Source organism: Hyphomicrobium sp. 1Nfss2.1 (assembly GCF_965243865.1).
Lineage (GTDB): Bacteria > Pseudomonadota > Alphaproteobacteria > Rhizobiales > Hyphomicrobiaceae > Hyphomicrobium_A.
In genome coordinates, this window is record NZ_OZ251603.1 from 3,021,361 (window position 1) to 3,044,006 (window position 22,646).

24 protein-coding genes are annotated in these 22,646 nt (G+C 64.3%); 14 read left to right on the forward strand and 10 right to left on the reverse strand.

The window, feature by feature from the left end:
* Positions 1 to 226 precede the first annotated feature (226 nt).
* Together ACP15D_RS14670 and ACP15D_RS14675 are read right to left on the reverse strand one after the other, a co-directional pair.
* A complete protein-coding gene (locus tag ACP15D_RS14670; protein ID WP_424958183.1) occupies positions 227 to 1,582 on the reverse strand; it encodes a flavin-containing monooxygenase in 1,356 nt (451 codons plus the stop codon).
* 184 nt (positions 1,583 to 1,766) lie between these two features.
* Entirely contained in the window at positions 1,767 to 2,894 is a 1,128-nt protein-coding gene (locus tag ACP15D_RS14675) for a site-specific DNA-methyltransferase (protein WP_424958184.1), read from the reverse strand.
* 293 nt (positions 2,895 to 3,187) lie between these two features.
* On the opposite strand from ACP15D_RS14675, the gene ACP15D_RS14680 reads away from it, so the two are divergent.
* Entirely contained in the window at positions 3,188 to 4,264 is a 1,077-nt protein-coding gene (locus ACP15D_RS14680) for a patatin-like phospholipase family protein (protein ID WP_424958185.1), read from the forward strand.
* Positions 4,265 to 4,393: 129 nt separating this feature from the next.
* Here the strand turns inward: ACP15D_RS14680 and ACP15D_RS14685 are convergent, their stop codons facing one another.
* Positions 4,394 to 5,053 carry a ribonuclease HII gene (locus tag ACP15D_RS14685; protein ID WP_424958186.1) on the reverse strand — a complete coding sequence of 220 codons (660 nt, stop codon included), beginning with the start codon at positions 5,051 to 5,053 and terminating at the stop codon, positions 4,394 to 4,396.
* 69 nt (positions 5,054 to 5,122) lie between these two features.
* Positions 5,123 to 6,241 (reverse strand): PA0069 family radical SAM protein, encoded by a 1,119-nt coding sequence (locus ACP15D_RS14690; protein WP_424958187.1) that lies wholly within the window; start codon positions 6,239 to 6,241, stop codon positions 5,123 to 5,125.
* 115 nt (positions 6,242 to 6,356) lie between these two features.
* On the opposite strand from ACP15D_RS14690, the gene ACP15D_RS14695 reads away from it, so the two are divergent.
* The 3 genes from ACP15D_RS14695 to ACP15D_RS14705 all read left to right on the forward strand — a co-directional run bounded on the left by ACP15D_RS14695 (position 6,357) and on the right by ACP15D_RS14705 (position 8,400).
* Positions 6,357 to 7,034: a glycosyltransferase gene (locus ACP15D_RS14695; RefSeq protein WP_424958188.1), complete on the forward strand. Its 678-nt coding sequence runs from the start codon at positions 6,357 to 6,359 to the stop codon at positions 7,032 to 7,034.
* 122 nt (positions 7,035 to 7,156) lie between these two features.
* A complete protein-coding gene (locus ACP15D_RS14700) occupies positions 7,157 to 7,549 on the forward strand; it encodes a hypothetical protein (protein ID WP_424958189.1) in 393 nt (130 codons plus the stop codon).
* Positions 7,550 to 7,701: 152 nt separating this feature from the next.
* The gene (locus tag ACP15D_RS14705) at positions 7,702 to 8,400 is read left to right on the forward strand and encodes a hypothetical protein (RefSeq protein WP_424958190.1); all 699 of its coding nucleotides are present in this window, start codon (positions 7,702 to 7,704) and stop codon (positions 8,398 to 8,400) included.
* An 8-nt stretch (positions 8,401 to 8,408) separates the two neighbouring features.
* Here ACP15D_RS14705 and moaB read toward each other — a convergent pair whose 3' ends face one another.
* The gene (gene moaB, locus ACP15D_RS14710) at positions 8,409 to 8,945 is read right to left on the reverse strand and encodes a molybdenum cofactor biosynthesis protein B (RefSeq protein ID WP_424958191.1); all 537 of its coding nucleotides are present in this window, start codon (positions 8,943 to 8,945) and stop codon (positions 8,409 to 8,411) included.
* 13 nt (positions 8,946 to 8,958) lie between these two features.
* A complete protein-coding gene (locus tag ACP15D_RS14715) occupies positions 8,959 to 9,834 on the reverse strand; it encodes a uracil-DNA glycosylase (protein ID WP_424958192.1) in 876 nt (291 codons plus the stop codon).
* Between the two features lie 166 nt (positions 9,835 to 10,000).
* On the opposite strand from ACP15D_RS14715, the gene ACP15D_RS14720 reads away from it, so the two are divergent.
* From ACP15D_RS14720 to ACP15D_RS14730, 3 genes are all read left to right on the forward strand, one after another.
* Positions 10,001 to 11,683 (forward strand): electron transfer flavoprotein-ubiquinone oxidoreductase, encoded by a 1,683-nt coding sequence (locus tag ACP15D_RS14720; RefSeq protein ID WP_424958193.1) that lies wholly within the window; start codon positions 10,001 to 10,003, stop codon positions 11,681 to 11,683.
* Positions 11,684 to 11,835: 152 nt separating this feature from the next.
* Positions 11,836 to 13,629, forward strand: a complete 1,794-nt coding sequence (locus ACP15D_RS14725) for a tetratricopeptide repeat protein (RefSeq protein WP_424958194.1) — start codon at positions 11,836 to 11,838, stop codon at positions 13,627 to 13,629.
* 76 nt (positions 13,630 to 13,705) lie between these two features.
* The gene (locus ACP15D_RS14730; RefSeq protein ID WP_424958195.1) at positions 13,706 to 14,572 is read left to right on the forward strand and encodes a 4-(cytidine 5'-diphospho)-2-C-methyl-D-erythritol kinase; all 867 of its coding nucleotides are present in this window, start codon (positions 13,706 to 13,708) and stop codon (positions 14,570 to 14,572) included.
* A 102-nt stretch (positions 14,573 to 14,674) separates the two neighbouring features.
* On the opposite strand, the gene ACP15D_RS14735 is transcribed toward ACP15D_RS14730, so the two are convergent.
* A complete protein-coding gene (locus ACP15D_RS14735) occupies positions 14,675 to 15,166 on the reverse strand; it encodes a hypothetical protein (RefSeq protein WP_424958196.1) in 492 nt (163 codons plus the stop codon).
* A gap of 87 nt (positions 15,167 to 15,253) precedes the next feature.
* A complete protein-coding gene (locus ACP15D_RS14740; RefSeq protein ID WP_424958197.1) occupies positions 15,254 to 16,270 on the reverse strand; it encodes a polyprenyl synthetase family protein in 1,017 nt (338 codons plus the stop codon).
* 139 nt (positions 16,271 to 16,409) lie between these two features.
* On the opposite strand from ACP15D_RS14740, the gene ACP15D_RS14745 reads away from it, so the two are divergent.
* From ACP15D_RS14745 to ACP15D_RS14765, 5 genes are all read left to right on the forward strand, one after another.
* On the forward strand, positions 16,410 to 16,601 hold the full coding sequence (locus ACP15D_RS14745; RefSeq protein WP_424958198.1) for a DUF2007 domain-containing protein: 192 nt from the start codon (positions 16,410 to 16,412) through the stop codon (positions 16,599 to 16,601).
* Complete coding sequence (locus ACP15D_RS14750; protein WP_424958199.1) at positions 16,598 to 17,413, forward strand: tRNA1(Val) (adenine(37)-N6)-methyltransferase; 816 nt, start codon at positions 16,598 to 16,600, stop codon at positions 17,411 to 17,413. Before ACP15D_RS14745 ends, ACP15D_RS14750 begins: the two co-directional genes overlap by 4 nt.
* A 96-nt stretch (positions 17,414 to 17,509) precedes the next feature.
* On the forward strand, positions 17,510 to 18,352 hold the full coding sequence (locus ACP15D_RS14755; RefSeq protein WP_424958200.1) for a S49 family peptidase: 843 nt from the start codon (positions 17,510 to 17,512) through the stop codon (positions 18,350 to 18,352).
* 52 nt (positions 18,353 to 18,404) lie between these two features.
* Positions 18,405 to 18,623 carry a hypothetical protein gene (locus ACP15D_RS14760; protein WP_424958201.1) on the forward strand — a complete coding sequence of 73 codons (219 nt, stop codon included), beginning with the start codon at positions 18,405 to 18,407 and terminating at the stop codon, positions 18,621 to 18,623.
* An 84-nt stretch (positions 18,624 to 18,707) separates the two neighbouring features.
* Positions 18,708 to 18,911, forward strand: coding sequence for a hypothetical protein (locus ACP15D_RS14765; RefSeq protein ID WP_424958202.1), 204 nt, complete (start codon positions 18,708 to 18,710; stop codon positions 18,909 to 18,911).
* 189 nt (positions 18,912 to 19,100) lie between these two features.
* Here ACP15D_RS14765 and ACP15D_RS14770 read toward each other — a convergent pair whose 3' ends face one another.
* Together ACP15D_RS14770 and ACP15D_RS14775 are read right to left on the reverse strand one after the other, a co-directional pair.
* A complete protein-coding gene (locus ACP15D_RS14770; RefSeq protein WP_424958203.1) occupies positions 19,101 to 19,676 on the reverse strand; it encodes a glyoxalase superfamily protein in 576 nt (191 codons plus the stop codon).
* A 236-nt stretch (positions 19,677 to 19,912) separates the two neighbouring features.
* Positions 19,913 to 20,938 (reverse strand): MBL fold metallo-hydrolase, encoded by a 1,026-nt coding sequence (locus ACP15D_RS14775; protein ID WP_424959242.1) that lies wholly within the window; start codon positions 20,936 to 20,938, stop codon positions 19,913 to 19,915.
* A 57-nt stretch (positions 20,939 to 20,995) separates the two neighbouring features.
* Here ACP15D_RS14775 and ACP15D_RS14780 point away from each other — a divergent pair, with 57 nt between their 5' ends.
* Positions 20,996 to 21,766 (forward strand): helix-turn-helix domain-containing protein, encoded by a 771-nt coding sequence (locus ACP15D_RS14780; protein WP_424958204.1) that lies wholly within the window; start codon positions 20,996 to 20,998, stop codon positions 21,764 to 21,766.
* 159 nt (positions 21,767 to 21,925) lie between these two features.
* A complete protein-coding gene (locus ACP15D_RS14785; RefSeq protein ID WP_424958205.1) occupies positions 21,926 to 22,582 on the forward strand; it encodes a GNAT family N-acetyltransferase in 657 nt (218 codons plus the stop codon).
* Positions 22,583 to 22,646: the final 64 nt, after the last annotated feature.

The window sequence follows — 22,646 nt, forward strand, 5'->3', positions numbered from 1 at the left end:
CTTTCAGCGAGGACGTGAATCGGCGGCGCAGAACGAAGGAGCGCCCCGGCGCGAGCGCCGGAGTTCAGCTCGCGCGACGCGAGCCGCACACCAAGCTTCCCTCAGCCCGTGTCACCAAGAAAAACGCCGCCTCAGGCGGCAAGGCGCCAAGGGCGCCCGGCGCGAGCGCCGGCCCTCAGCTCGCGCAACGCGAGCCGCACACCAAGCTTCTCTCAGCTTGCGTCACCTAGCATTTAAGAGTCGCCTGGATGCGACCGTTCTCATCCTCGAACGGATAGCGTGCCGGATCGAACGGCTCGCGCAAACCCTTCTCGGCCAGCAACCGCGAGCGCCGCTTCAGCAGCGGCAATATCCGTCGCGCCACCCAGATTGTGCGCCGCGTGGCGCCCGGATCAAGCAGTTGCGAAGCCGGAATCTTGAAGCCGCGCCACTTCAGGATGAATCCGATCGGCAGCTCCATCTCGTCCTGCAGCGCGATCATGTCCGCATAGAGCTTCGACGCCGGCGAGATGATCGTGCCGAAGCCATTTCGAGCCTGTGCCCAGCCGACGATGTAGAGGTTCTTCACGTTGGCCGGGAACGCCCCGCCATAGACGTGCGCAACGTCGTTCTCGATCGGCACCAGGCTCTTGGGCAGGAACGGGATCGAGTTTTTGAAGCCTGTCGCGGCGACCACCACGTCATATTCGCCCACGCTGCCATCGACGAAGTGCACCTTCGTGCCCGCAAGCCGCTCGATGTCCGGCCGCGATTTGATGCGGCCCTGGCGCAGATAGTTGAGCACGTCCGTGCCGAATGCGGGGTGCCGCGCAAACAGCTTGTGCCCCGGCTTTGGCAACCCGTAGCGGCGATAGTCGCCGATGAAGATCCGCACGGCGGTGTGCAGGATAAGCCGCTGCAGCGCGACGGGAAGGTTCCAGATTGGCAGATCGGTCAGCGGAACGCCGAACACCGTCTTCGGCAGGAACCAGTAGCCCGAGCGCAGGCTCCAGTCGCACGACGCTCCGACCCTGGCCGACTCGCACGCGATATCGCACCCCGAATTGCCGCCGCCAATGACCAGTACGCGCTGGCCGGCGAGCTGCTTGGGTTCCTTGTACTCCGCGGAGTGAATGAGCGTGCCCGTGAAGCGCCCCGGATAATCGATCTCGCGCTTGTCCCAGTGATGCCCGTTGCAGACGGCCACGCCCTTGTAGGTGCGCTCCTCGCCGTCATCGAAGGTCACCTGCCAGCTCTCGTCCGACAGCGGCTGCGCCCGCACCACGCGGCGGCGCAGCTCCAGGCCTTCCATGAGATTACGGTCGCGGGCGAAGTTCTCCAGATACCGCAGCATCTGCGCGCTGGAAGGAAAGTCGGGATAATGCGCCGGCATCGGATAGTCCGTGTAGCCGGTCGACTTTTTTGACGAGACGATGTGCACGCCCTGATAGACGCCGTGGCGCCAGAGGCCCCCGATGCCATCGCTGGCGTCGACGTGATCGAAAGCGACGCCGCGCTGCTTCAGCGCGTCCGCCATAGCCAAGCCGATTGGCCCCGCTCCAATCACCAGCAAGCGGTCGGTTCTCACCGAGTTGCGACGCATGCCCGTCCCAGGAATATCGATGTGAAGGGCTACTGCCTTACGCCTAGAAGGGGCATCAGTCTACTGCGGCGTCATCGCCTCGCGACGAGCAACATTGACCGGCCCCGATTTGCGTCAACCGGCAAACGCGCGCCGGGGGCCGATTGTCGCAAATCGGGTCAGGTTGCTCGTCCGAAGTCACGGTTTATTCAGCAGCAATAACGGTAGGCGTTTCGCTCAATCCCAATTGCCGCTTGGCCTCGTCGCGCAGGATATCGATCGGCTTCAGCTTCCCCTCGACCTCGAAGTGCCAATAGGTCCATCCGTTGCATGCACTCTTGCCTTGGGCCATTGCGCCCAGGCGATGGATCGAACCCTGGTTTCCGCCCCATGCGAGCGTGCCGTCGGCTTTGACCTCGGCTTTGATCCGCTTGCGTGAATCGAGCAGCATCGCGCCGGGCGTCAGCAGACGCATCTCGACGATGGTGCCGAACGGAACGCGCGGTTCGGCGCGCTTGCCCTTCACCGTCTGCAGCGCCGATGGCGACAGCGGCTGCACCCGCGCGAGACGCTCCTCGGCCGCCTTTGCATAGTCGGCATCCCGCTCGATACCGATGTACCGGCGGCCGAGCTGCTTGGCCACCGCGCCGGTTGTTCCCGTGCCGAAGAACGGATCGAGGATCAGGTCGCCCGGCTTCGTCGAAGCGAGCAGTACACGTTGCAACAGTGCCTCTGGCTTCTGAGTCGGATGCGCCTTGCGCCCGCCCTCGTCCTTCAGCCGCTCGGGCCCCGAGCAGATCGGAAACAGCCAGTCGGAGCGCATCTGTAAATCGTCGTTGAGTGCCTTCAGGCTCTCATAGTTGAACGTCGCCCGCGCCCGCTGGTCGCGCGCTGCCCAGATCAGCGTCTCGTGCGCATTGGTGAAGCGCTTGCCGCGGAAATTCGGCATCGGGTTCACCTTGCGCCAGACGATGTCGTTCTGGATCCAGAAGCCGAGATCCTGCAGCGCCACGCCAAGGCGGAAGATGTTGTGATACGAGCCGATCACCCAGATGGCGCCATCAGGCTTCAGGATGCGCCGGCACTCCGTCAGCCACGCGCGCGAAAACTTGTCGTAGTCCTCAAAGCTCGCGAACTTGTCCCAATCGTCGTCGACGCCATCGACGCGCGTATTGTTCGGACGCATCAGGTCCGCTGAGAGCTGCAGATTGTAGGGAGGGTCCGCGAAGACCAGATCGACCGAGGCGTCGGGCAATTTCTTCAGGGCCGCAAGGCAATCACCGACGATGATGCGATTGGCCGATTGGGCCACAGGCGAACGACGCAGAACCATGGGAACGCAACTCTCAAACAACGGGGAACACGGGCCAAGCCGAGCTTTCAGCTCGCCTCGACAGCCGCGAGTCTAACGGGCCGTGGACTCCCTTGACCAGCGAATTCTCGGTTGTCGATGCAGAGGCGAGTCTATTCAAGCACTTGGCACGCTTGAGGAATCTATACAACGCGGAAGCATGGGCGCCGCTGGATGCCTTTCGCACAAAGCTCGGCTTCTGATCGGCGAACTTTCCGCGATGTTAAAGCAACGCCGGTGATGAAGAGGCTGGTTCAGCAGCGGAACGAGACGCGATGCAACGCCGAAGCTTCCTCAAAGTATCAGCGCTTGCACCGGCCGCCGTTGCCCTCGGCGCTGCGCGTTCCCTGGCCGAGCCGGACACGCAGCATCTCGTGCAGCTTGCCGATCAGCTCGACACGAGCCTCTTCTCTTCCGATGGGCTCGCCATTCCGCTGCCCGACAAACCGAGCCCTTCGCCACTTGCCAAGGGACTTGATCGAACGCTCGTTCTAGGCGGCGGCGGCGAATGGTACATCGCCTGGTATTGCGGCTTCTTCCACGGGCTGCTCGACGAAGGCATCGACGCTTCATCGCTCGCCGAAATGATCGTCGGTACATCGGCGGGCTCGTACGCCGGCTCGTCGATGGCGAGCGGTCACTTCCACCGCATGCGCGACGAGTTCGAGTTCTTCGGCTACTTCCCGAGCCTCTTTGCCCGCATCGCTCCCGTGAGCAACCCGAACGCCAGCCAGCAGCGCGCGCAAAAAATAAACGCCGCCGCCAAGGATGGTTCACGCGCCACGCGGCAGATCATCGGCCATGCCGCGCTCGCCGCCGACAATCACCTGAATGGAGCTGGCGTCGAGCGCGCCGCCGCGTTTCTCACCGGCGACAGCAAGACCGATTGGCCGGCAGCGAAAATGCACACCACCGCCGTCGATTGCTACACCGGCGAGCGCATCGTCGTTTCGCAGGCAACCGCAAGAAAGAACGCCATACCGTTGGCTCACGGCGCCGCAGCGAGTTCGTCGTTGCCCGGCATCATGGGGCCGACCTTGCTTGGCCAGCGCTTATGTATGGATGGCGGCATGTGCCCCAACGCGGCGCACGTCGATCTCGTCGCCGGCTCCAAGCGCGCGCTGATCATCACGTTGAACGATGGGCTCGTGCCACCCTTCCTCACCGGAATTCCCCATCGCCTCGCCGACAATATCCGCCAGGTCGAAGAGGTCGGCACCAAGACCCTGTGGATCAAAGCCGATCCGCCCGACGTCAATCTGATGGATCCGAAGCAAATCCTGCCCGCGCTCCACAACGGCTACGATCGCGCAAAGCGCGAAGCCGGCACGATCAAGAGCTTTTGGGGTTAGACCATGATCGTTTCGGACCCTATCAGTCCGAAGCGTGAATCATCGGTCTCATCAAAAAAGCTAGAGCCGCATCGCGGTTCGAAGAAAAGCGATCGTGCTCTAGCCGCGCATTATCGACGCGAGAAGCGCTCAGAGGACTTTTACGTCTTCCGTGATGAGGCCGAGCGCGAGTTGCACGGTGCGGAACGAGCGCCGGTGATGCACCGTCACGCCCAGCCGCTTGATCGCGTCGTGATGCTCCGGCGTGCCATAGCCTTTGTGACGCTCGAAGCCGTAGCCGGGATGCTTCGTCCCGAGCTTCACCATGATCCGGTCCCGCGTCACCTTGGCGATGATCGACGCCGCCGCAATCGACAGGCAGCGCGCATCGCCCTTCACCACTGTCCGGGACTGGCAATTCAGCTTCGGGGCCCGGTTGCCGTCGATGGCGACCAGCTTCGGCAGTTGCGGCAGTTGCGACACCGCCTGCGCCATCGCCCACATCGTGGCATGCAGGATATTGATCTCGTCGATCATTTCGACATTCGCCATGCCGACCCCGATGATCGAGGTTGCCTTGATGCGCCCGTAGAGGAACTCGCGCGCGTCCTCGTCCAGCACCTTGGAATCATCGATCCCGTCGGGGATACGTTCCGGATCGAGGATCACCGCCGCAGCGACCACCGGCCCCGCGAGGGGGCCGCGCCCGGCTTCGTCGACGCCCGCGACCGGGCCGCCGTGCAGTTGCAGCTCGGCCGCCTCCAGTTCGAAGGTCGGTCTAGGTCGTAGCTCGGCGGCAGGCGTTCCCATGACCGCCGATCATTCGGCCGCCGCTCCCGCCAAGTCAAAGCGGCGTCTTCATCTCCCTGAGGAAAAGCGTCAGAAAAGCTGCATTTGTTGCCCCGCGAGCACGGGGCGGCGGAACAGATCCGTTCTCAGCTCGCTGTGATCTGCGTTAAATCCCAATCGCTTGACCGCCAGCCTGAACCGCGCGCCGATCTGCTCGGCATAGGGGCCCGAGCCGCGCATGCGCATACCGAACTCCGACGTGTAGTCGCGCCCCCCGTGCATCGATTGCATCAGGTGCATCACCCGGTCGGCCTTGTCGGGGAACGCACTTCCCAGCCATTCGCGAAACAGCACGCTGATCTCCAGCGGCAGGCGCAGCATCACGTAGCCGGCCGAGCGTGCACCCGCCTCCTTGGCCGCTTCGAGGATGCGCTCGACTTCCGGATCGGTGAGGCCCGGAATGATCGGCGCCACCATGACCGTCGTCGGAATGCCGGCCTCTGCCAGTTGACGCACCGCATCGAGCCGCCGCCGCGGCGTCGGCGCCCGCGGCTCCATCGCGCGAGCAATCTTTGCATCGAGCGTCGTCACGGAGATCGCCGCCCGCGCCAGCCCGCGCGCTGCCATGCGCGCCAGAATGTCGATGTCGCGCGTGATCAGCGCCGATTTCGTGACGATGCCGACCGGATGATTGGTGCGCTCCAGCACCTCCAGGACCGACCGCATGATGCGCCGCTCGCGCTCGATCGGTTGGTAGGGGTCGGTATTCGTGCCGATTGCCATGCACGCCGGCTGATAGCGCGGATTGGCAAGTTCACGCTCCAGCAACGTCGCTGCATTGGTGCGCGCATAGAGCTTGGTCTCGAAATCGAGCCCAGCCGAATGCCCGAGAAAGCAATGCGTGGGCCGCGCGAAGCAATAGATGCAGCCATGCTCGCAGCCTCGATATGGATTGATCGAGCGGTCGAATGAGATGTCCGGGCTGTCGTTGCGCGTGATGATCGTACGCGCCGGATCATCGAACACCGTTGTTTTGAAGGCGTCTAGCTCGCCCAGCCCTTCCCATCCGTCATCGAACGTCTCGCGCCGTTCGCCCTCGAAACGGCCCGTGTGGTTCGAGCGCGCCCCGCGGCCGCGTCGGCGCTCATCGTCGACGAGGCCGCCGGGTGTCGCATCGATTGTCGGTTTTTCACGCTGCCTCTTCCGCACCTTTGCCTCTCAGCTTTGCGTGCCGGCGAGGCTACCGCACTATGGCGAACAAAGCAAGAACATGCCTTAAGATCAATCAGCCATCGCATTACCTGTTGTTGGCTTGGCGCAGCCTGTGGCAGAGAAGCCTATGATCTCGGTCATCATTCCCACGCTCAACGCAGAGGCGAGCCTGCCCGCGACCCTCACCGCTCTTGTTCCGGCGGCGCTGGAAGGCGTCGTCCGCGAGGTGATCGTCGTCGACGGCGGCTCGACCGACCACACCGGCATGATCGCCGACCACGCCGGCGCCGACCTCATCACCACGCCCCCTAATCGCGGCGCCCAGATGCGCGCCGGCGCCCACGCCGCCCGTCACCCATGGCTGCTGTTTCTTTATCCAGATACGGTTCTCGAGGCCGGGTGGGAGCGCGAGGCCGACAACTTCATGGAACGCGTCGACCGCGGCTCAACGCGCTGCCGTGCAGCCGCCTTCCGCTACGCCCTCGACGACGAAGGCTTCGCGCCGCGCACCTTGGAAGGCATCGCCCGTTTGCGCTGTGCGCTCCTGCGCATGCCGTACGGTGATCAGGGATTGCTTATTTCACGCCGCCACTACGACGAGGCTGGCGGCCATCGTCCGTTGAACGCGCGCGAGGACGTCGATCTCATCCGCCGCATCGGCCCGCGTCATGTGCGCGTGCTGTCGGCCCGCGCAATTTCCGATGCGGCCCGTTATCGCCGGGTTGGCTACATGCGCGGCGTTCTCGGCAATCTCGCGCCGCAGGTCGCTCCGCGCGCCATGCGCACCTGACGGCAGTTTGCAATTCCGACAGCAAAGTCGCCCGCGCCGCATTCGCGCTCTCGTGCGGTCGTAATTTTGCCGTTAGATTTAGGTGACTTAAGAACGCTCAGCGCTTTACGGGGGTAAAAGCTGTGTCCACCAGCAATTCATCGCGTCTGTCTTCTCTGCCATTGCCGCCTCGAGCCGCACCCGTCCGCCGTCGCAAGCCCGTCGCTCGCGCTGCGGCCGGACGTTTCCTTCTGATCGACGAAGACACGGCCGATAAGCTCGCCATCGAAACGGGACGTCTCCCGCGCGTCAGCGACATGCCACTCGATGTGCCTGTGCTCATCGTCGCGTCGGGGGTTCCTTCGTTCAAGGTCGAGCATGTCGGCGCGGCGCTGAAGGCACGAGGCGCGCGCGGATACTGGCTGGTGCGCCCAGCAAGCAATCGGACGAGCGCAAACGGCGATCGTCTGGCTGAAACTCTTGTCGGCTTTCCGGGGTTGCACATCGCGCGCCTCGAACAGCCGCACGATCTCTAGCAATACGGACTTCGGCGTGGCCGCGACAATCTGTCGGCCGTGGCGTTAGCAAAGTTGGTGGTTTTGCCGTGCATCCCGCAGCATTGATGCGGACTTCGGCAATTGACAGTGGTAGCGTTGCACCACTTGTTTGAGTGTCAGGGGGTTGCGTCATGGTGCAGACTTCTACTTCGGTGCAGTTCACGCCCGCGCAAGTGCTTCAGGCAGCGCGGCGCGCGGAAGCTGAGGGCAAGATGGACTACGCCCTCCAATTCTATCGCCATCTTGTCGAGCAGCATGGCGGTACGCCCGAAGCGCAGGAAGCACGCGAAGGCCTGTTCCGCATCGCCGAGTGGCGCTGGGGCGAGGCGCGCGTCGCACGCAGCAAGGAAGCGGGTGGTGCCGCCGGAAACGGGCCGCAGCCGCCGCAGACGCCGCCGAGCACGCCCACCGGTCAGCGCGTCTACAACGTCGCCAACAATGAGCCGGCTGGATACGCCAGTGAAGAGCAGCGGTCCGCCGCTGGCAACCTGCCGCAGATCATCTCGCGTCAGCACGCCCCCGCCGACCAGCGCGCCCCGTTTGAAGCACGCTTCGGCGTCGGCAAGGCGTTCGCGCATATGCTCAGCGGCGCCGGCTGGCTGATGCTTCTCTCCGGAATTTTCGCCGCCGTCGCAGGCTTTGCTGGCCTCGTTGGCGAGCTTTCCGCCCTCGGCCTGTTCGGTGCACCGTTCGGCGTGATGCTCGGGCTACCGGCGGTTCTCTTCGGCCTCGTGTTCGTGGTCGGCGGCCAGCTCGCGGCTGCGCTGTTCGAAAGCGCCAACGCGACGCTGGAAGCGACCGCCATCCAGCGCGCCCGCGCCGCCGCCTGAAACCAGGCTCAGCCGCGCGACTCTTTCAGCCGCGGCATGATCTCGACCAGATTGCATGGCCGGTGGCGGCTGTCGAACTGCCACTTGAGAATGCCGTTCCACGCATCTTTGCATGCGCCCGGTGAACCCGGCAGGCAGAAGATGTAAGTGCCGTTCGCCGTGCCCCCGCACGCGCGCGACTGGATGGTCGACGTCTCCACGGTCTCAAACGAGATCATGTGGAAGATGACCGAGAAGCCCTCGATCTCCTTCTCGAACAAAGGCTTCACCGCTTCCGGCGTGACGTCGCGGCCCGTGAAGCCGGTGCCCCCGGTGGTGATGATCGCTTCGATGCCGGGATCGGCGATCCAGCTCTCCACCTTGGCGCGGATCTGCGTGATGTCGTCGGTGACGATCTCGCGCTTCACCAGTGCATGCCCCGCCGCGCGGATCATCTCCTCCAGCGTGTCGCCGGATTTGTCCGTCGCCTTGTCGCGCGTGTCGGACACCGTCAGCGTTGCGAAGCGCACCGGCTTGAATTCGAAGCTTTCGTCGATCTTTGCCATCTGTCGTTCTTTGCTATTTCAGCTCTGCCTTCACGGCGAGCAGATCGCGCCACGCCATGTTCTTCGCCGCCGGTGTACGCAGCAGGTAGGCGGGGTGCAGCGTCGCCATCGCCTTCACGCTGGTCCCGCCGATATTGAGTTCGCGCCATTTGCCGCGAATGCGCATGATGCCGTCGGCTGTGTCGAATAGATGCTTCGCCGAGGCCCCGCCAAGTGCCAGCACCACCTTCGGCCGCACGAGCGCAACCTGCCGTTCCAGGAAGGGACGGCACGCCAAGGCTTCTTGCGGGGTCGGCGTGCGGTTCCCCGGCGGGCGCCAATAGACGATGTTGGTGATGTGCGTGTTCGTCTCGTCCATGCCGATCGACGCCAGCATCTTGTCCAGCAATTGTCCGGCACGGCCGACGAAGGGTTTTCCTTCGAGGTCTTCCTCGCGCCCGGGCGCCTCGCCGATGATCATGAGCGGAGCCGTTTCCGCACCCCGGTAGAGACACAGGTTCTTCGCTGTCGCCTTGAGCCCGCACCCCTCGAAAGCCATGAGCCGCGCCTTGAGCTCAGCAAGATTGGCAACGCCTGCGACATCAGGCGCGGCATCGCCGGCCGCCGGCGCCTTCGCGGGGAACTGTCGTGCCGGCCGTGTCGTTGTCGGGGGGCGTGCGTTGAGCGGAGGCCGAGGCGCAGGTGCAGCGCCAGGCCGAGCTGCTGGGGGTCCCGGCGCGGTCTCTGGAGCGGTTGCCATCCCCGGCAAAGCGAAGCGAGCCCCCGGCGCCGTCTCGCCGCGCGCGAGCCAGTCCACCGGCTCATCCGCCAGGGCGGCATCGACCCCCATCGCCTCGTACCAGGCGAGGAGTCGGCCGGCAGCCTTCCGAATTGTCTCGTCCTCGATCATGCCGGGACCCTATAACACGCTGCCTTTGCCTGACAGCGTCATCGCCGGCGCCTTATGGCAAGTCGCGGCAATTCGCGGCTCCGCGGCGCTTGACGCTGCCGCCCCTCCAGACCTACGACCAGTTTAGACATATTTGAAACTCCCCGACAGCGAGGTGACATCCAATATGGCCGAGGCCGAATACGCAGCCGAGCTGCCGCCCAGAGAGGCGATGGAGTTCGACGTCGTCATCGTCGGCGCAGGCCCCGCGGGCTTGGCGGCTGCAATCCGCCTCAAGCAGCTTGCTGCCGAGGCCGGCAGCGATGTCTCCGTCGTCGTGGTCGAGAAGGGCTCCGCCGTCGGCGCCCACATCCTCTCGGGTGCCGTCATCGACCCGAAGGGCCTCAACCGCCTCATTCCCGACTGGAAGGAGAAGGGCGCGCCGGTCGAGACCGCGGTCACCGACGATCGCTTCTACTTCCTCACCAAGACCAAAGCTCTGCGGCTGCCCAACATGTTCATGCCGCCGCTCATGAGCAATCACGGCAATTACATCGTCAGCCTCGGCGCGCTGGTCACATGGCTCGGCGAGCAGGCAGCCGAGATGGGCGTCGAGGTCTACCCGGGTTTTGCCGCCAGCGAAGTTCTCTATGACGAGAACGGCGCCGTCGTCGGCATCGCCACCGGCGATATGGGCGTCGGCCGCGACGGCCAGCCAACCGACGCGTTCGTGCGCGGTATGGAGTTGCGCGGCAAGTACACCTTCTTTGCCGAGGGCGCGCGCGGCTCGCTGACCAAGAGCCTGATCGAGCAGTTCCGTCTTTCCGATGGCCGTGATCCGCAGAAATTCGGCATCGGCCTCAAGGAGTTGTGGCGCATCGCACCGGAGAAGCACCAGCCGGGTCTCGTCCAGCACTCGTTCGGCTGGCCGCTGGATGACCGTACCGGCGGCGGCTCCTTCCTTTATCACTACGGCGAGGACCTCGTGGCGGTCGGCTTCGTGCTGCACCTCAACTACGAGAACCCTTACCTCTCGCCCTATGACGAGTTCCAGCGCTTCAAGACCCACCCCTCGATCCGCGGCACATTCGAGGGCGGTAAGCGCATCGGCTACGGTGCCCGCGCCATCACCGAGGGCGGCTGGCAGTCGATCCCGAAACTGACCTTCCCCGGCGGCGCCCTGCTCGGCTGCGCCGCGGGCTTCGTCAACGTGCCCCGCATCAAGGGCAGCCACAACGCCATCCTGTCCGGCATGGCCGCTGCCGAGGCCGCGTTCGCCGCCCTGGCGGAAGGCCGCCAGCAGGACGAGCTTTCAGCTTATGAGACCGCCGTCCGCGAAGGCGACATCGCCGCCGACCTGAAGCCGGTGCGCAATGCCAAGCCGCTCTGGTCGCGCTTCGGCACTTATCTCGGTATTGCCCTGGGCGGCCTCGATATGTGGATCAATACCTTGATCCCCGGCGGCCTTTTCACGCTGAGCCACAAAAAGCCCGACTATGCCACCCTGAAGCGGGCCCAGAACGCCAAGACCATCGACTACCCCAAACCGGACGGCGTCCTCACGTTTGACCGCCTTACGAACGTGTCGTTCTCGGGCACCAATCATGAGGAGAACCAGCCGGTTCACCTTAAGCTTACCGACACTCGTGTGCCCGTTGCCATCAACCTGCCCGAATTTGCCGAGCCTGCTCAGCGCTACTGTCCGGCGGGCGTCTACGAGATCGTCGTCGAACCGGGTGGGGATCCGCGCTTCCAGATCAACGCGCAAAACTGCGTGCACTGTAAGACCTGCGATATCAAGGACCCCAGCCAGAACATCAACTGGGTTTGCCCCGAAGGCGGGGGTGGCCCGAATTACGCTGGAATGTGAGCCGGCTGATTTCTCACAGAGAGCAAAACAGGGGCACGGTGAATTTTGCAGATTCAACGTTACCCAGCGTGGCTGTCGCCAAATCGCCGCGTTATTTGCTAGTCTGTGCCGCTACGGGAATCACCTCCGGCCTCCAAGAAGGATCAGGTTGAATGCGGGCTAGCCTTCGCAAGGTGTTGCACTCATCGGTGACAACCATCGGCGTCCTCACCTTCGGCCTTGGTGCCGCGCAAGCCGCCACCGATTTCACGACAGAAACGTCGGCACATTCGCTGTTCGGCAGCTATCTTGCCGCCAACATCGCCAAGAGCATCAACGATGCCGACGCCGCATCTTCGTTTTACGGCAGCGCTCTGACGCTCGATCCAAATAACAAGGTGCTCATCGAGCAGGCGTTCCAGACGGAAGCGACCGAAGGGCATTGGGACAAGGCCGTGCCGCTTGCGCGCCAGCTTGTGGCCAAGGATGCCACCAACCGGATGGCGCACCTTCTGCTCGGTCTCGAGGCCTTCAAGAAGGGTGACTTCAAGAAATCGGACGATGAATTCCGCAAGGCCAGCGATGGCCCGATCGGCGAGCTGACCAGCGCGCTTGCCCGCGCCTGGGCCGCCGCAGCCGACGGCAATGCGCAGCGCGCGCTCAAATTCCTCGACATGCCCAAGCAGGCCGAGTGGGCGCAGTTCTATCTCAACTATCACAAGGCGCTGATCTCTGACGTGCTCGGCCGCAGCAAAGAGGCCGAGACCGCGTACGAGCATTCGATGCGCCAGGACGCCACCACATTGCGCATCGCGCTGGCCTACGCACGCCACGCCGCGCGCAACGGCAACTTGAAGCTCGCCAACGAGATCCTCGACCAGCAGACCGATCGCAACCAGTCAGAGCCGCACGTTCTCGTGCGCGAGCTGCGCGACGAGATCGGGAACGGCAAAAAGACCCCGCTGCTCGTCACCACCCCGGCCGAAGGCATGGCCGAGGTATTCTATGGTCTGGGCGAAGCGCTCACCAGTGAGGGCGGCCTCAGCATGGGCGTCCTTTATTTGCAGATGGCACTGCACGCACAGCCCAATCACGCATTCGCCCTTGCTGCACTCGCCAGCGCTTACGAGACCGGCCAGCGCTACAAGGATGCCATCGACGCCTACAACCGCATCCCGCCCGGCAGCGCCCTGCAGTCGGCCATCGACATCCGCAAGGCCTTCGATCTCAACTCTCTCGATCGCGATGAAGAGGCCAAGGTCATCCTCGACAAGCAGATTGCCGAGAACCAGACCGACCTGAAGCCGCTCGATGCGCTGGGCAACATCCTGCGCGCGCGCAAGCGCTATGCGGAAGCCGCCGACATCTACACCAAGGCCATCGCGCTGATCCCCAATCCCGATAAGCGCCACTGGAGCATCTTCTATTCGCGCGGCACCTGCTATGAGCGTCTGAAGAATTGGCCGGCTGCCGAAGCCGATCTCAAGAAGGCGCTGGAGCTTTACCCCGACCAGCCTCTCGCCCTGAACTACCTCGGCTACAGCTGGATCGATCAGAACATGAACCTCAAGGAGGGCATGGACCTGATCGAGAAGGCCGTCGCGCTGAAGCCGGATGATGGCTACATCGTCGACAGCCTCGGTTGGGCCCACTACAAGCTCGGCAACTACGCCGAGGCCGTGCGCTTCCTTGAGCGCGCCGTGGAATTGAAGCCGCAGGACCCCGTCCTCAACGACCACCTCGGCGATGCCCTGTGGCGCGTCGGCCGTGAGCGCGAGGCGAAATTCCAGTGGGATCAGGCGCTGACCCTTGATCCCGAGCCCGAAGAGGTCGTGAAGATCAAGCAGAAGCTTGTCGAAGGCCTGCCGCCCAGCCTTGAAGCCCGGGTCGGCGCTCGCGAGACGATGCGTAAGATCCAGCAGAAGCGCCGCAAGGAAACCAAGCTTAACCCTGCCCTGGTAGAGTAACCTCGCCAACGACAGGCGTGTAATTCGAGCGGCCCCGTCAATTCGTCGGGGCCGCTTCTTTAATGGTCGAAGTCCAATGACGGTCATTGCCGAACGCGCGCGCGCCAAGGTCAATCTCACGCTGCGCGTCCATGGTCGGCGCGCGGATGGTTACCATCTCCTCGAAAGTCTGATCGTCTTTGCCGACGTCGGCGACAAAGTGGTGTTTCGCCCGGGCGCCACGCCGTCTGTCACGGTGTCGGGCCCCTACATCGGCGCCATCACCGGCCGCAATCTCGTCGACACGACGCTGCAGCGCCTCGCAGCAGCCGACCCGGGCCTGACCTTGGGCGCCGTCGAGATCGAGAAGGCGCTGCCCATCGCAGCCGGAATTGGCGGCGGTTCGGCCGATGCGGCGGCAGTGCTGCGCGCCGTGCGCAGCGTCAACCCGCAAAGCAACATCGACTGGCACGCCATCGCGACCTCGCTCGGCGCCGATGTTCCCGTATGCCTTGCCGATTGCTCCGCTCTCGTGTGGGGCGTCGGCGAGCACATTGAGCCATTGCCTGCGCTCGCGAGCCTCGATGCCGTGCTGGTCTGTCCGATGGATGCAGCGCCGGTGGAAAAAACACGCTCGGTGTTCCGGCAACTCATCACGCCGCCGCTCGAGCACGCCAACCCGCCGGTCATCCCGCCCGAAATGTCGGACGCCGACGCGCTCATCGCCCACATGCGCGGGATCGGCAATGATCTGCGCAACGCCGCGCACGCCATCATGGAGCAGAGCGCCTGGGCCGAAGCGGCGCTTGCCGCAAAGCCGGGCTGCCAGTACGTCAGCCTGTCGGGTGCGGGGCCGACGTCTTACGGCATCTTCACCGATGCTAGCGCCGCAGCCGAGGCCGCCGACAGCCTCAAGGCGCATCATCCCGATTGGTGGGTCACCGCCACCACCCTCGGCAACTAATCGCTTCCGCTACCGACCGCAGTTGAGGCTGTCATGCTCTTTGGCGCGGCCGTCTGCGTGCGCGACGGTTGGCGAAGAGCAAGTTTCTATCCGCTCGCGTCACTAACAAAAAAAACAATTCCGGCAGGCGGTGGCGGCCTGCTCGATCTGACCGCTCATGATCTTCGTGTACTCCGTCAGCTTCGGCTTGAAGCGCTCGCACACGTTCTTCTTCGCTTCCGCCTCGCCGTGCAGCGTCTGCCACTGCTTCAAGTACTCGCTCTTCTTGGTGCGGAACTTGGCGAACACCTTTTTCAGCGATGCCGGCTCGACGCACGTGCTGACCGCGATCCAGGCGCGCCGCTGCAGATTGAGCTTCGTGCCGCAGAATTCCTGCAGCGCATCGACGGTCGCATACTCGTCGACCAGCTTCCACAGGTTCGTCTGCTCGGCCTTGCTCATGTCGGCGATGCCGAGCTTCACCAGCACGATGCCCGGTTGCTCCGCAGTCGCCGACTGCGCTGCCGCACCTGCACCGGCCACCAGGCACAATGCGCCAAGGATATAACCGGCAATGCCGGCCTTACGTCCGATCGTCTGCTTAAGCGAACCCACCGGCGTTCCCCGATCCTGATGCGAAGCGCCGAATCCTAGGATGGAGCCCTGCGGCCGGCAATAAGGGCGTATAAGCCGCCCACGTTTTCAGTGCGAGCGATGCACGCAGAACTCGATCACGTCCAGCATTGCGGCCTTTTCGGGCCGATCCGGGAAAATTGCCAGGGCGTCATGCGCGACGGCACCGAACGAGCGCGCCCGCTCCATCGTCGCTTCGATGGCCTTGTGCTGTTTCATCAAGGACACAGCGCGTTCCAGGTCGCCATCCTGGATATCGCCCTCGGCAATCGTCCGCGTCCAGAACCGCCGCTCCTCCTCCGAGCCGCGCCGGAACGACAGGATGATCGGCAGCGTGATCTTGCCCTCGCGGAAATCGTCGCCCACCGCCTTGCCGAGGTTCGAGCTGTCGCCCGAATAATCGAGCGCATCGTCGACAAGCTGGAAGGCGAGGCCCAGGTTGCGGCCATAAGCCTTGAGGGCCGTCTGCTCGGCCGCCGGACGGTTGGAGATCGCCGCCCCGACTTCTGCCGCCGCTGAGAAAAGGGCGGCCGTCTTGGCGTTGATGATGGCGAGATATTCGTCCTCGGTCGTCGCCGTGTTGTTGGCGGCAGCAAGCTGCATCACCTCGCCTTCGGCGATAACGGCAGCCGCGTTAGAAAGGATCTTCAGCACCGGCAGCGAGCCGACATCCACCAGCATGCGGAACGCCTGCCCGAGCAGGAAATCGCCCACCAGAACGCTCGCCTGGTTGCCCCACAGGATGCGCGCCGTCTGCTTGCCGCGGCGCAGGCCGCTCTCATCGACCACGTCGTCGTGCAGCAGCGTCGCGGTGTGCATGAACTCGATCGCGCTGGCGACGCGAATATGCCCCTGCCCCGGATAGTCGCACAGCTTGGCGGACGCGAGCGCCAGCATCGGCCGCAGCCGCTTGCCGCCTGAATCGATCAGGTGGTGTGCCAGCTCCGGAATGAGCTCCACATCCGACACGGCCTTGTCGAGGATGATGCGGTTGATCGCCTCCATATCCGCCGAAACGAGGTCGAGCAGCGGCTGCAACCCATTGGGGCCATTCCGGGCGGAGTCGAGGGGGATGATCTGGGCCAAAGGCGAGTTTCCGGGTTCTCGTTTGTTGCTGTTGGTATAGCCCCGCTATCGGCCCCCGTACTATCAAACTTTGCCGCAGCCGGTCCAGAGAGGCTACTGTGAGCCCATGCGCGACCTCGTAACCACTAACGATCCGGTCTTGTTGAGCTTTCTCCGTGCCTTGCTCGAGGATGCGGGGATCGAGACGGCCTTGTTCGATGGCAACATGAGCACCGTGCAGGGCTCGCTGGGCGCCGTGGTGCAGCGGATCGCCGTGCCTGATGATCGCTGGGATGCCGCCCGCCGGCTCCTTCTCGATGCCGACCTCGGTCAGTGGATGGTCGAGCCATGACGGATGCTCCGGCAACACAGACGCTCAGCCCCGCCGCTGGGTCGCACCTCACCGACGACGCCTTCCTCGGCAGCGCGCTGCACATCCTGCAGCAGCGCTCCGGTTATCGTGCCGGCCTCGACGCCGTAATGCTCGCCGCGACTGTGCCCGCTTCCGACAATCGCCCGCAGCGCGTGCTCGACCTCGGTGCCGGCGTCGGCACCGCGGGGCTGTGCGTCGCCCGCCGCATCGAAACCGCCGAAGTCGTGCTCCTGGAGCGCGACCCGCAGTTGGCAACGCTCGCCGAAGAGAATGTCCGCCGCAACAACCTCTCCCACCGCGTTCGCGTCGTCACGCTATCGGTTGGTGCACCCGCCGCCGAGGTGCGCGCCGCGGGGCTGATCGAGGAAAGCTTCACCCACGTTATCGCCAACCCGCCCTATCACGACACCGGCTCCGGCACGCTCGCGCCCGATGCAACCAAAGCCGCGGCGCATGCCATGCCCGATGACGAGCTGGATAGCTGGGCCCGCTTCATGGCGCGTATGGCGGCCCCCCGCGGGCTTGCCACCATCGTACACAAGGCAGATGCGATGCAGCGCGTACTGGCCGCGCTCGATCCGCGCTTCGGCGGCATCAAGATCATGCCGCTCTACCCACGCCCCGGAGACAACGCGCACCGGGTCATCGTCGAGGGCATGAAGGGCAGCCGTGCACCATTGCAGCTTCTTTCTGGCCTTGTGCTCCACAGCGAAGGAAACGACTTCACACCAACCGCGCAGGCCATTCTGCGGGCTGGAGCAAGCCTGCCGCTGCCTGGGGCGCGCCGCTGACGGCTCCGACCACAACACGGCTCTAGCCGGGGCGCGGCCAATGCCCTAAAACCGGCGCCTCACCCAACGATCAGATCTTCGCGAGGCTCATACCGCATGTGGTTCTTCGGCCAGGGTCCAGTTGTCCCAGTGCTGCGTTTCTCCGGTCCGATCGGAATGTCGACGCCGCTGCGTCCCGGCCTCTCGATCGGCCACGCCGCCGGCGCCATCGAGAAGGCGTTCGAACTGTCGAAGACGCCCGCCGTCGCCATCATCATCAACTCGCCGGGCGGCTCTGCGGTGCAGTCGAGCCTGATCTTTCATCGCATCCGCCAGCTCGCCGAAGAGAACAAAAAGAAGGTCTATGTCTTCTGCGAGGACGTCGCGGCGTCGGGCGGCTACTACCTCGCCGTTGCCGGTGACGAGATCTACGCCGACGCGTCGTCCATCGTCGGATCGATCGGCGTCATCTTCTCAGGCTTTGGCTTCGACAAGGCCATCGAGAAGCTCGGCATCGAGCGCCGCGTCTACACCGCCGGCACGGCCAAGGACACGCTCGACCCCTTCCGTCCCGAGCGCCCCGAGGACGTCGAGCGCATCAAGGCCGTGCAGCGCGACGTGCACGACGTCTTCATCGGCGTCGTCAAGGAACGCCGCGCCGGCCGCCTCGCTGCCGCCGACAACGAGCTGTTCACGGGCGCCTTCTGGTCGGCCCCTAAAGCCCTGGAATACGGACTCATCGACGGCATCTCGGATGTGCGCACAAAAATGCGCGAGCTGTTCGGCGACAAGGTTCGCTTGAAGGTCGTTCCCCTTGAAAAGGGTGGCCTTTTGAGCCGCTTGCGCCGCTCGCCGTCCGCCGCGGGTTACGAGGAATTAACGAGGCCACGTCTTGCCTTTGCCGAGGACTTGATATCCGCTGTCGAGGCCCGGGCCCTCTGGTCGCGGTTCGGGTTGTAACCTGCGCTGCCGTCTTGAGGGCCGGCGCGCGTTGCATGAGGGAGTGTCACCGATGCCCCAGCTCGTCGCCGCTTTGCTCATCGGCGCTGGTATTTCTGCTGGCTTCAAATGGATCGCGCGTGAGATGGCGCGTGCGGCCGACGTAGCACGCGAAACTCAGGAGCAGATGGCGCGCGGTCCCGAGCTTCACACTGTGCCGAAAGACTTGGGCAAGCTCGAATGGGATCCCGAGGCCGGCGTTTATCGCCCCGCTCGCCACCGCAACGCGTAAAGCTTCAGCCCTTGATAAGGCTCAAGGCGTATCAAGGCCGCTAGCCTATCATCCCGACGACAGATCCCCACCAAGAGGACGACCATGGCCGCCGACCCCGAACTGCTTGCCGAGCTCGACAATGCCATCGCTGTCCTACGCGACAACCTGCGCGAGCTCGTCGAGCAGGCCGCGGCTTATTCCGGCGCCGCTGACGAAAGCCGCACCGCCGATCGCATCGCCGATCAGCAGGCTAAGCTCGACGCCCTGCTTGCCGAGCGCGACCAGCTTCTCAAAGCCAGCAAGTAACGCCGACTCCAGCACGACTTGGGCTGAGGTCGAAGCCCCTCACCCGAGCTCATTTGCATTCGCTTCGGCCTCTCCCCGCCGGGGAGAGGCTAGGTCATTGGCACACTTAACCTCTCCCTACAGGGAGAGGTTGGGCGCGATCGACAGATCGCGACCGGGTGAGGGGTTTCCGGCTGACTCTGAAATGCGCTACGCGCGCGGATCATCCGCCGCGTTCGGCTCGCTGAAGCGCAACCGGTTGCCGAACGGATCGGCCACCTGCATCATCTTTGCGTCCCAGGCAGCATCTTCCAGCCCCGGCCGGTAATATCGGTACTTCTTTGCCGTCAGCTCCCGATGATAATCGGCGATCCCGCGCATCCACACGAACACGGTCGAGCCGGGGCTAGCATCGCCGTGATGCTCCGACAGGTGCAGCTTGATGTCCGCGCGCGAGACTTGCGCGTAAAGCGGAAAGTCGTCGCCAAAGCGATGCTCCCAATCGATCGTGAAACCGAGAAAGCCGACGTAGAATTCCTTCGCCTTCTCGACATCGAAAATCCGCAGGATGGGAATGGCGTCGCTGAAGCGAACTGCGCTCTTCTCCGGCTGTGTCGCCGCGCTCTGCTCCGCCTCGATCCGCGCGGCGAGCACGTTCCAGTTCTCCGCGCCGAATTGCTTGGCGACGATTTCGAGACATTCGCTGTGCGAGAGCGTGACCTGCTTGTCGCCGAGGGCATTGCGCAGCGCGCGTGCCATGGCTTTGGCGTCAGGGATTTGACCCATGTGATCCTCTAGCATTGCGGCGAACGAGATAGATCAGCGCTTGCATTGCCGACCCGTTCGCCGTCTGGCTGAAGGATCAACGCATCCCTTGATGCACTTCACCATACCCTTTCGGGCGCAAGCGGCAGGCGGCATCGGCCTCCGCGCAACTTGCTGTAGCCCGCTCGCCTCGTCAACACGCGAGCATCCAAACGCTTTCCCTCCCCCCTTGCGGGGGAGGGGCGGGTGGGGGTGTTTCAGCCCGCGGACGGCTGACTGAGTTGATACGTGTGCGCCAGCCACCGATAGCCGCCTTCCTGCCTTCGCTCGACGTATCCCAGCGACGGAAACGGCATGTGATAGCCCTGCACGGGAATTCGCTCCGCCGCCGCCAAGTCGTAGATCCGTTTGCGTGTCGTGGCGCCCTGTTCTTTGTCTGAATCAAACATGCAATGCCAATCGGGTCGCGCCAGCGAGGCCACCTGATGATGTGCGCAGTCGCCCCAGAAGAGCATGTTCTTGCCGTCGCTCTCGATCATGAACGCCAGATGCCCGGGCGTGTGTCCCGGAGCAGCCATCGACCGGATGCCACCGACGACGTCGTCCCCCGGTTTGATGAAGCTGATGCGATCTCTCACCGGCACGACGTTGGTGCGGAACACCCCGGCCATGAGCTTTGCCAGGTCGCTCGTGTGCACGCCTTCCTGCGCCCAGTAGTCGTACTCGGTCGCCGCTATGACATAGCGCGCGTTGGGAAACAGCGGCTTGCCGCCCTCCATGATGCCGCCGACGTGGTCGATATGACCATGCGAGAGCACCACGACGTCGATCTGATCCGGCGTGAAACCGGCAGGCGCCAGTTGCGCCGCCAGCCAGCCGCCATCGGGGCGCTTGACGAAGCCGTTCGCGCCGTTGCCTGTGTCGAAGATCACCAGCTCTTTTCCCGTATTGACGACCATCGGCGTGAAGCCGGGCTGGTATGTCTTCGGCGGCAACAGGTTCTCGATCATCAGCCGTTGCACATCGGCTTCCGCAGCGTTCTCGCCGATGATCGGAAACGGCCCGTCGATGAAGGCATCGGAATCGGGCAGCATCGTCAGCTCGAACGCGCCCAGCCTGAAGCGCGCAAAGCCGGGCTTGGTGAGACCGAGCTGCGGCGCGGCCGCCAGCGCTTCACCCGGCAACAAAGCACGCGCCAGCGGCGCCGCGGCGATCCCTGCGGCCACACCGAGGAGCCCGCGCCGCGTCACGCGTCCCCGGGCAAATTCGCCATTATCGTCCATTGCCACTTTGACCGTCCTCTGCAACCTTCCTGCGTCTGGTTGTGGTGAGGATAGGAAATGACAGCGCCCCGGCGCTTGAACGAACATGCTGCCGAGCGCACCCGCGGTTCGTTGTGGCATGTCGATGCCGGCTGGTCCGTTTTCGCCGGTCCCCTGGCGCACAACGCGCCGCACGCCCACAGCACCGCCGTCTATCTTGCCGGCCTCTACGACACCTTCCGTCTGCGCATAGGCAATGGCGCCTGGCACACCTGCCGCGCGGCCGTCATCCGCGCCGGGACGACGTACGAGTTCGACGTCAGCGGCGCTCCGCTTGGTGTCCTCTATCTCGAGCCGAGCATGGGCCGCGCCGAAGTCTTCGCTCCGCTGATGCGCAACGCCGAAGAGGTGGACGGCGCGCTTGTCGGGTCAGGCGACGTGGCGCTCATGCGCAACCTCTTCGAGCAGCGGCCGGCATCCGATGAGCTTCACGACATGACTGCCGACGCACTCGCGTTCGCGCGCCGCCACGCGACGCGCGCACTGGAGCCGCGCATCTCGCACGCGCTCGGGTTACTTCAGAACGCGCATTCAGAACCCGTATCGGTTGAGCAACTCGCGCGAACGGTCGGCCTTTCCGTCTCGCGCTTCCAGCATCTCTTCACCGCCGAGGTGGGTGTCCCCTTTCGCCGCTACCGCACCTGGCAACGCCTGCGCACAGCAATCCGCGACGCAGCAGGTGGGGCGACGCTGACGCAAGCCGCACACGCTGCAGGCTTCGCCGATCAGGCGCACTTTTCCCGCGCATTCCGCACCGCCTTCGGCGCCCCACCCTCCCGCGGCCTCTGATGTGGAGAAGCTGGGCGCACATCAAGGGCGTTTGGAACTTCGACAATCCGGTGCCGGCGACTACAACGGCTACACCCTGCAAGGCACCGTCAACGTCCCGTTGAACTAGCGCTGGCAAACTCGGCCAGCCGCGACTGCCGTTGCCCCGAGGACCGCCGATTGACCATATCGATTGTACCCCTGCGTTCCGCCGACGATCGGCGCTTCGAGGCAGTGACGGCCATTTATCGCGACGCGATCGAGCCGTCCGAGCAGAAGTCGCTGCCCCAGTTGCGCGCGCAGATCGAGGATGACCGCTACGCCTGCCTCATCGCCGAGACGGCGGACGGCGAAATCGTCGGCTTCGCCATAACATTCATCCCGCATTCCAAGGAATTCTGGCTGCTCGAATACATGGCGGTCGACGGCAACGTGCGCTCCTCCGGCCTCGGCTCGGCGCTACTGACCACCGCCGTTGCTTATGCCGCCGAGCATGCCCCCGGCGCGCCGGGCATTCTCGAAGTTGACGCGCCTCGCGATGACCTCGACGCCTCCAGCCCCATCCGCCGCCGCCTCGCCTTCTATGCGCGCCATGGCTGCCGTCTTATCGAAGGCCTCAGCTATATCCTGCCGCTCTCCCACGCCGGCACGCCCCCGCCCATGCAGCTCCTGCTGCTTGCGCAGACCCCGCCGGCAACGCTGGCGCGCGAAGATTTGCAGCGCTGGCTGGCAACGCTCTATTCCCAGGTTTACGGCAAGCCGGCTGATGATCCCCGCATCGCCACCATGATATCGCCATTGCCGCCCGAGGTTCGCATCACCGAGCGCCTGCAATAGCTGCCCGCGTGACAGAACCCGCGCCATGCGTATAGTGCGGCCCAACTCCAAAAGGGCCGCCCAA

Excerpts from the sequence above, each read along its gene's own strand:
- ACP15D_RS14670 (WP_424958183.1), bottom strand. The coding sequence starts at position 1,582 with ATGCGTCGCAACTCGGTGAGAACCGACCGCTTGCTGGTGATTGGAGCG.
- ACP15D_RS14675 (WP_424958184.1), bottom strand. The coding sequence starts at position 2,894 with ATGGTTCTGCGTCGTTCGCCTGTGGCCCAATCGGCCAATCGCATCATC.
- ACP15D_RS14680 (WP_424958185.1), top strand. The coding sequence starts at position 3,188 with ATGCAACGCCGAAGCTTCCTCAAAGTATCAGCGCTTGCACCGGCCGCC.
- ACP15D_RS14685 (WP_424958186.1), bottom strand. The coding sequence starts at position 5,053 with ATGGGAACGCCTGCCGCCGAGCTACGACCTAGACCGACCTTCGAACTG.
- ACP15D_RS14705 (WP_424958190.1), top strand. The coding sequence starts at position 7,702 with ATGGTGCAGACTTCTACTTCGGTGCAGTTCACGCCCGCGCAAGTGCTT.
- moaB (WP_424958191.1), bottom strand. The coding sequence starts at position 8,945 with ATGGCAAAGATCGACGAAAGCTTCGAATTCAAGCCGGTGCGCTTCGCA.
- ACP15D_RS14715 (WP_424958192.1), bottom strand. The coding sequence starts at position 9,834 with ATGATCGAGGACGAGACAATTCGGAAGGCTGCCGGCCGACTCCTCGCC.
- ACP15D_RS14720 (WP_424958193.1), top strand. The coding sequence starts at position 10,001 with ATGGCCGAGGCCGAATACGCAGCCGAGCTGCCGCCCAGAGAGGCGATG.
- ACP15D_RS14725 (WP_424958194.1), top strand. The coding sequence starts at position 11,836 with ATGCGGGCTAGCCTTCGCAAGGTGTTGCACTCATCGGTGACAACCATC.
- ACP15D_RS14730 (WP_424958195.1), top strand. The coding sequence starts at position 13,706 with ATGACGGTCATTGCCGAACGCGCGCGCGCCAAGGTCAATCTCACGCTG.
- ACP15D_RS14750 (WP_424958199.1), top strand. The coding sequence starts at position 16,598 with ATGACGGATGCTCCGGCAACACAGACGCTCAGCCCCGCCGCTGGGTCG.
- ACP15D_RS14755 (WP_424958200.1), top strand. The coding sequence starts at position 17,510 with ATGTGGTTCTTCGGCCAGGGTCCAGTTGTCCCAGTGCTGCGTTTCTCC.
- ACP15D_RS14760 (WP_424958201.1), top strand. The coding sequence starts at position 18,405 with ATGCCCCAGCTCGTCGCCGCTTTGCTCATCGGCGCTGGTATTTCTGCT.
- ACP15D_RS14765 (WP_424958202.1), top strand. The coding sequence starts at position 18,708 with ATGGCCGCCGACCCCGAACTGCTTGCCGAGCTCGACAATGCCATCGCT.
- ACP15D_RS14770 (WP_424958203.1), bottom strand. The coding sequence starts at position 19,676 with ATGGGTCAAATCCCTGACGCCAAAGCCATGGCACGCGCGCTGCGCAAT.
- ACP15D_RS14775 (WP_424959242.1), bottom strand. The coding sequence starts at position 20,938 with ATGGACGATAATGGCGAATTTGCCCGGGGACGCGTGACGCGGCGCGGG.
- ACP15D_RS14780 (WP_424958204.1), top strand. The coding sequence starts at position 20,996 with ATGACAGCGCCCCGGCGCTTGAACGAACATGCTGCCGAGCGCACCCGC.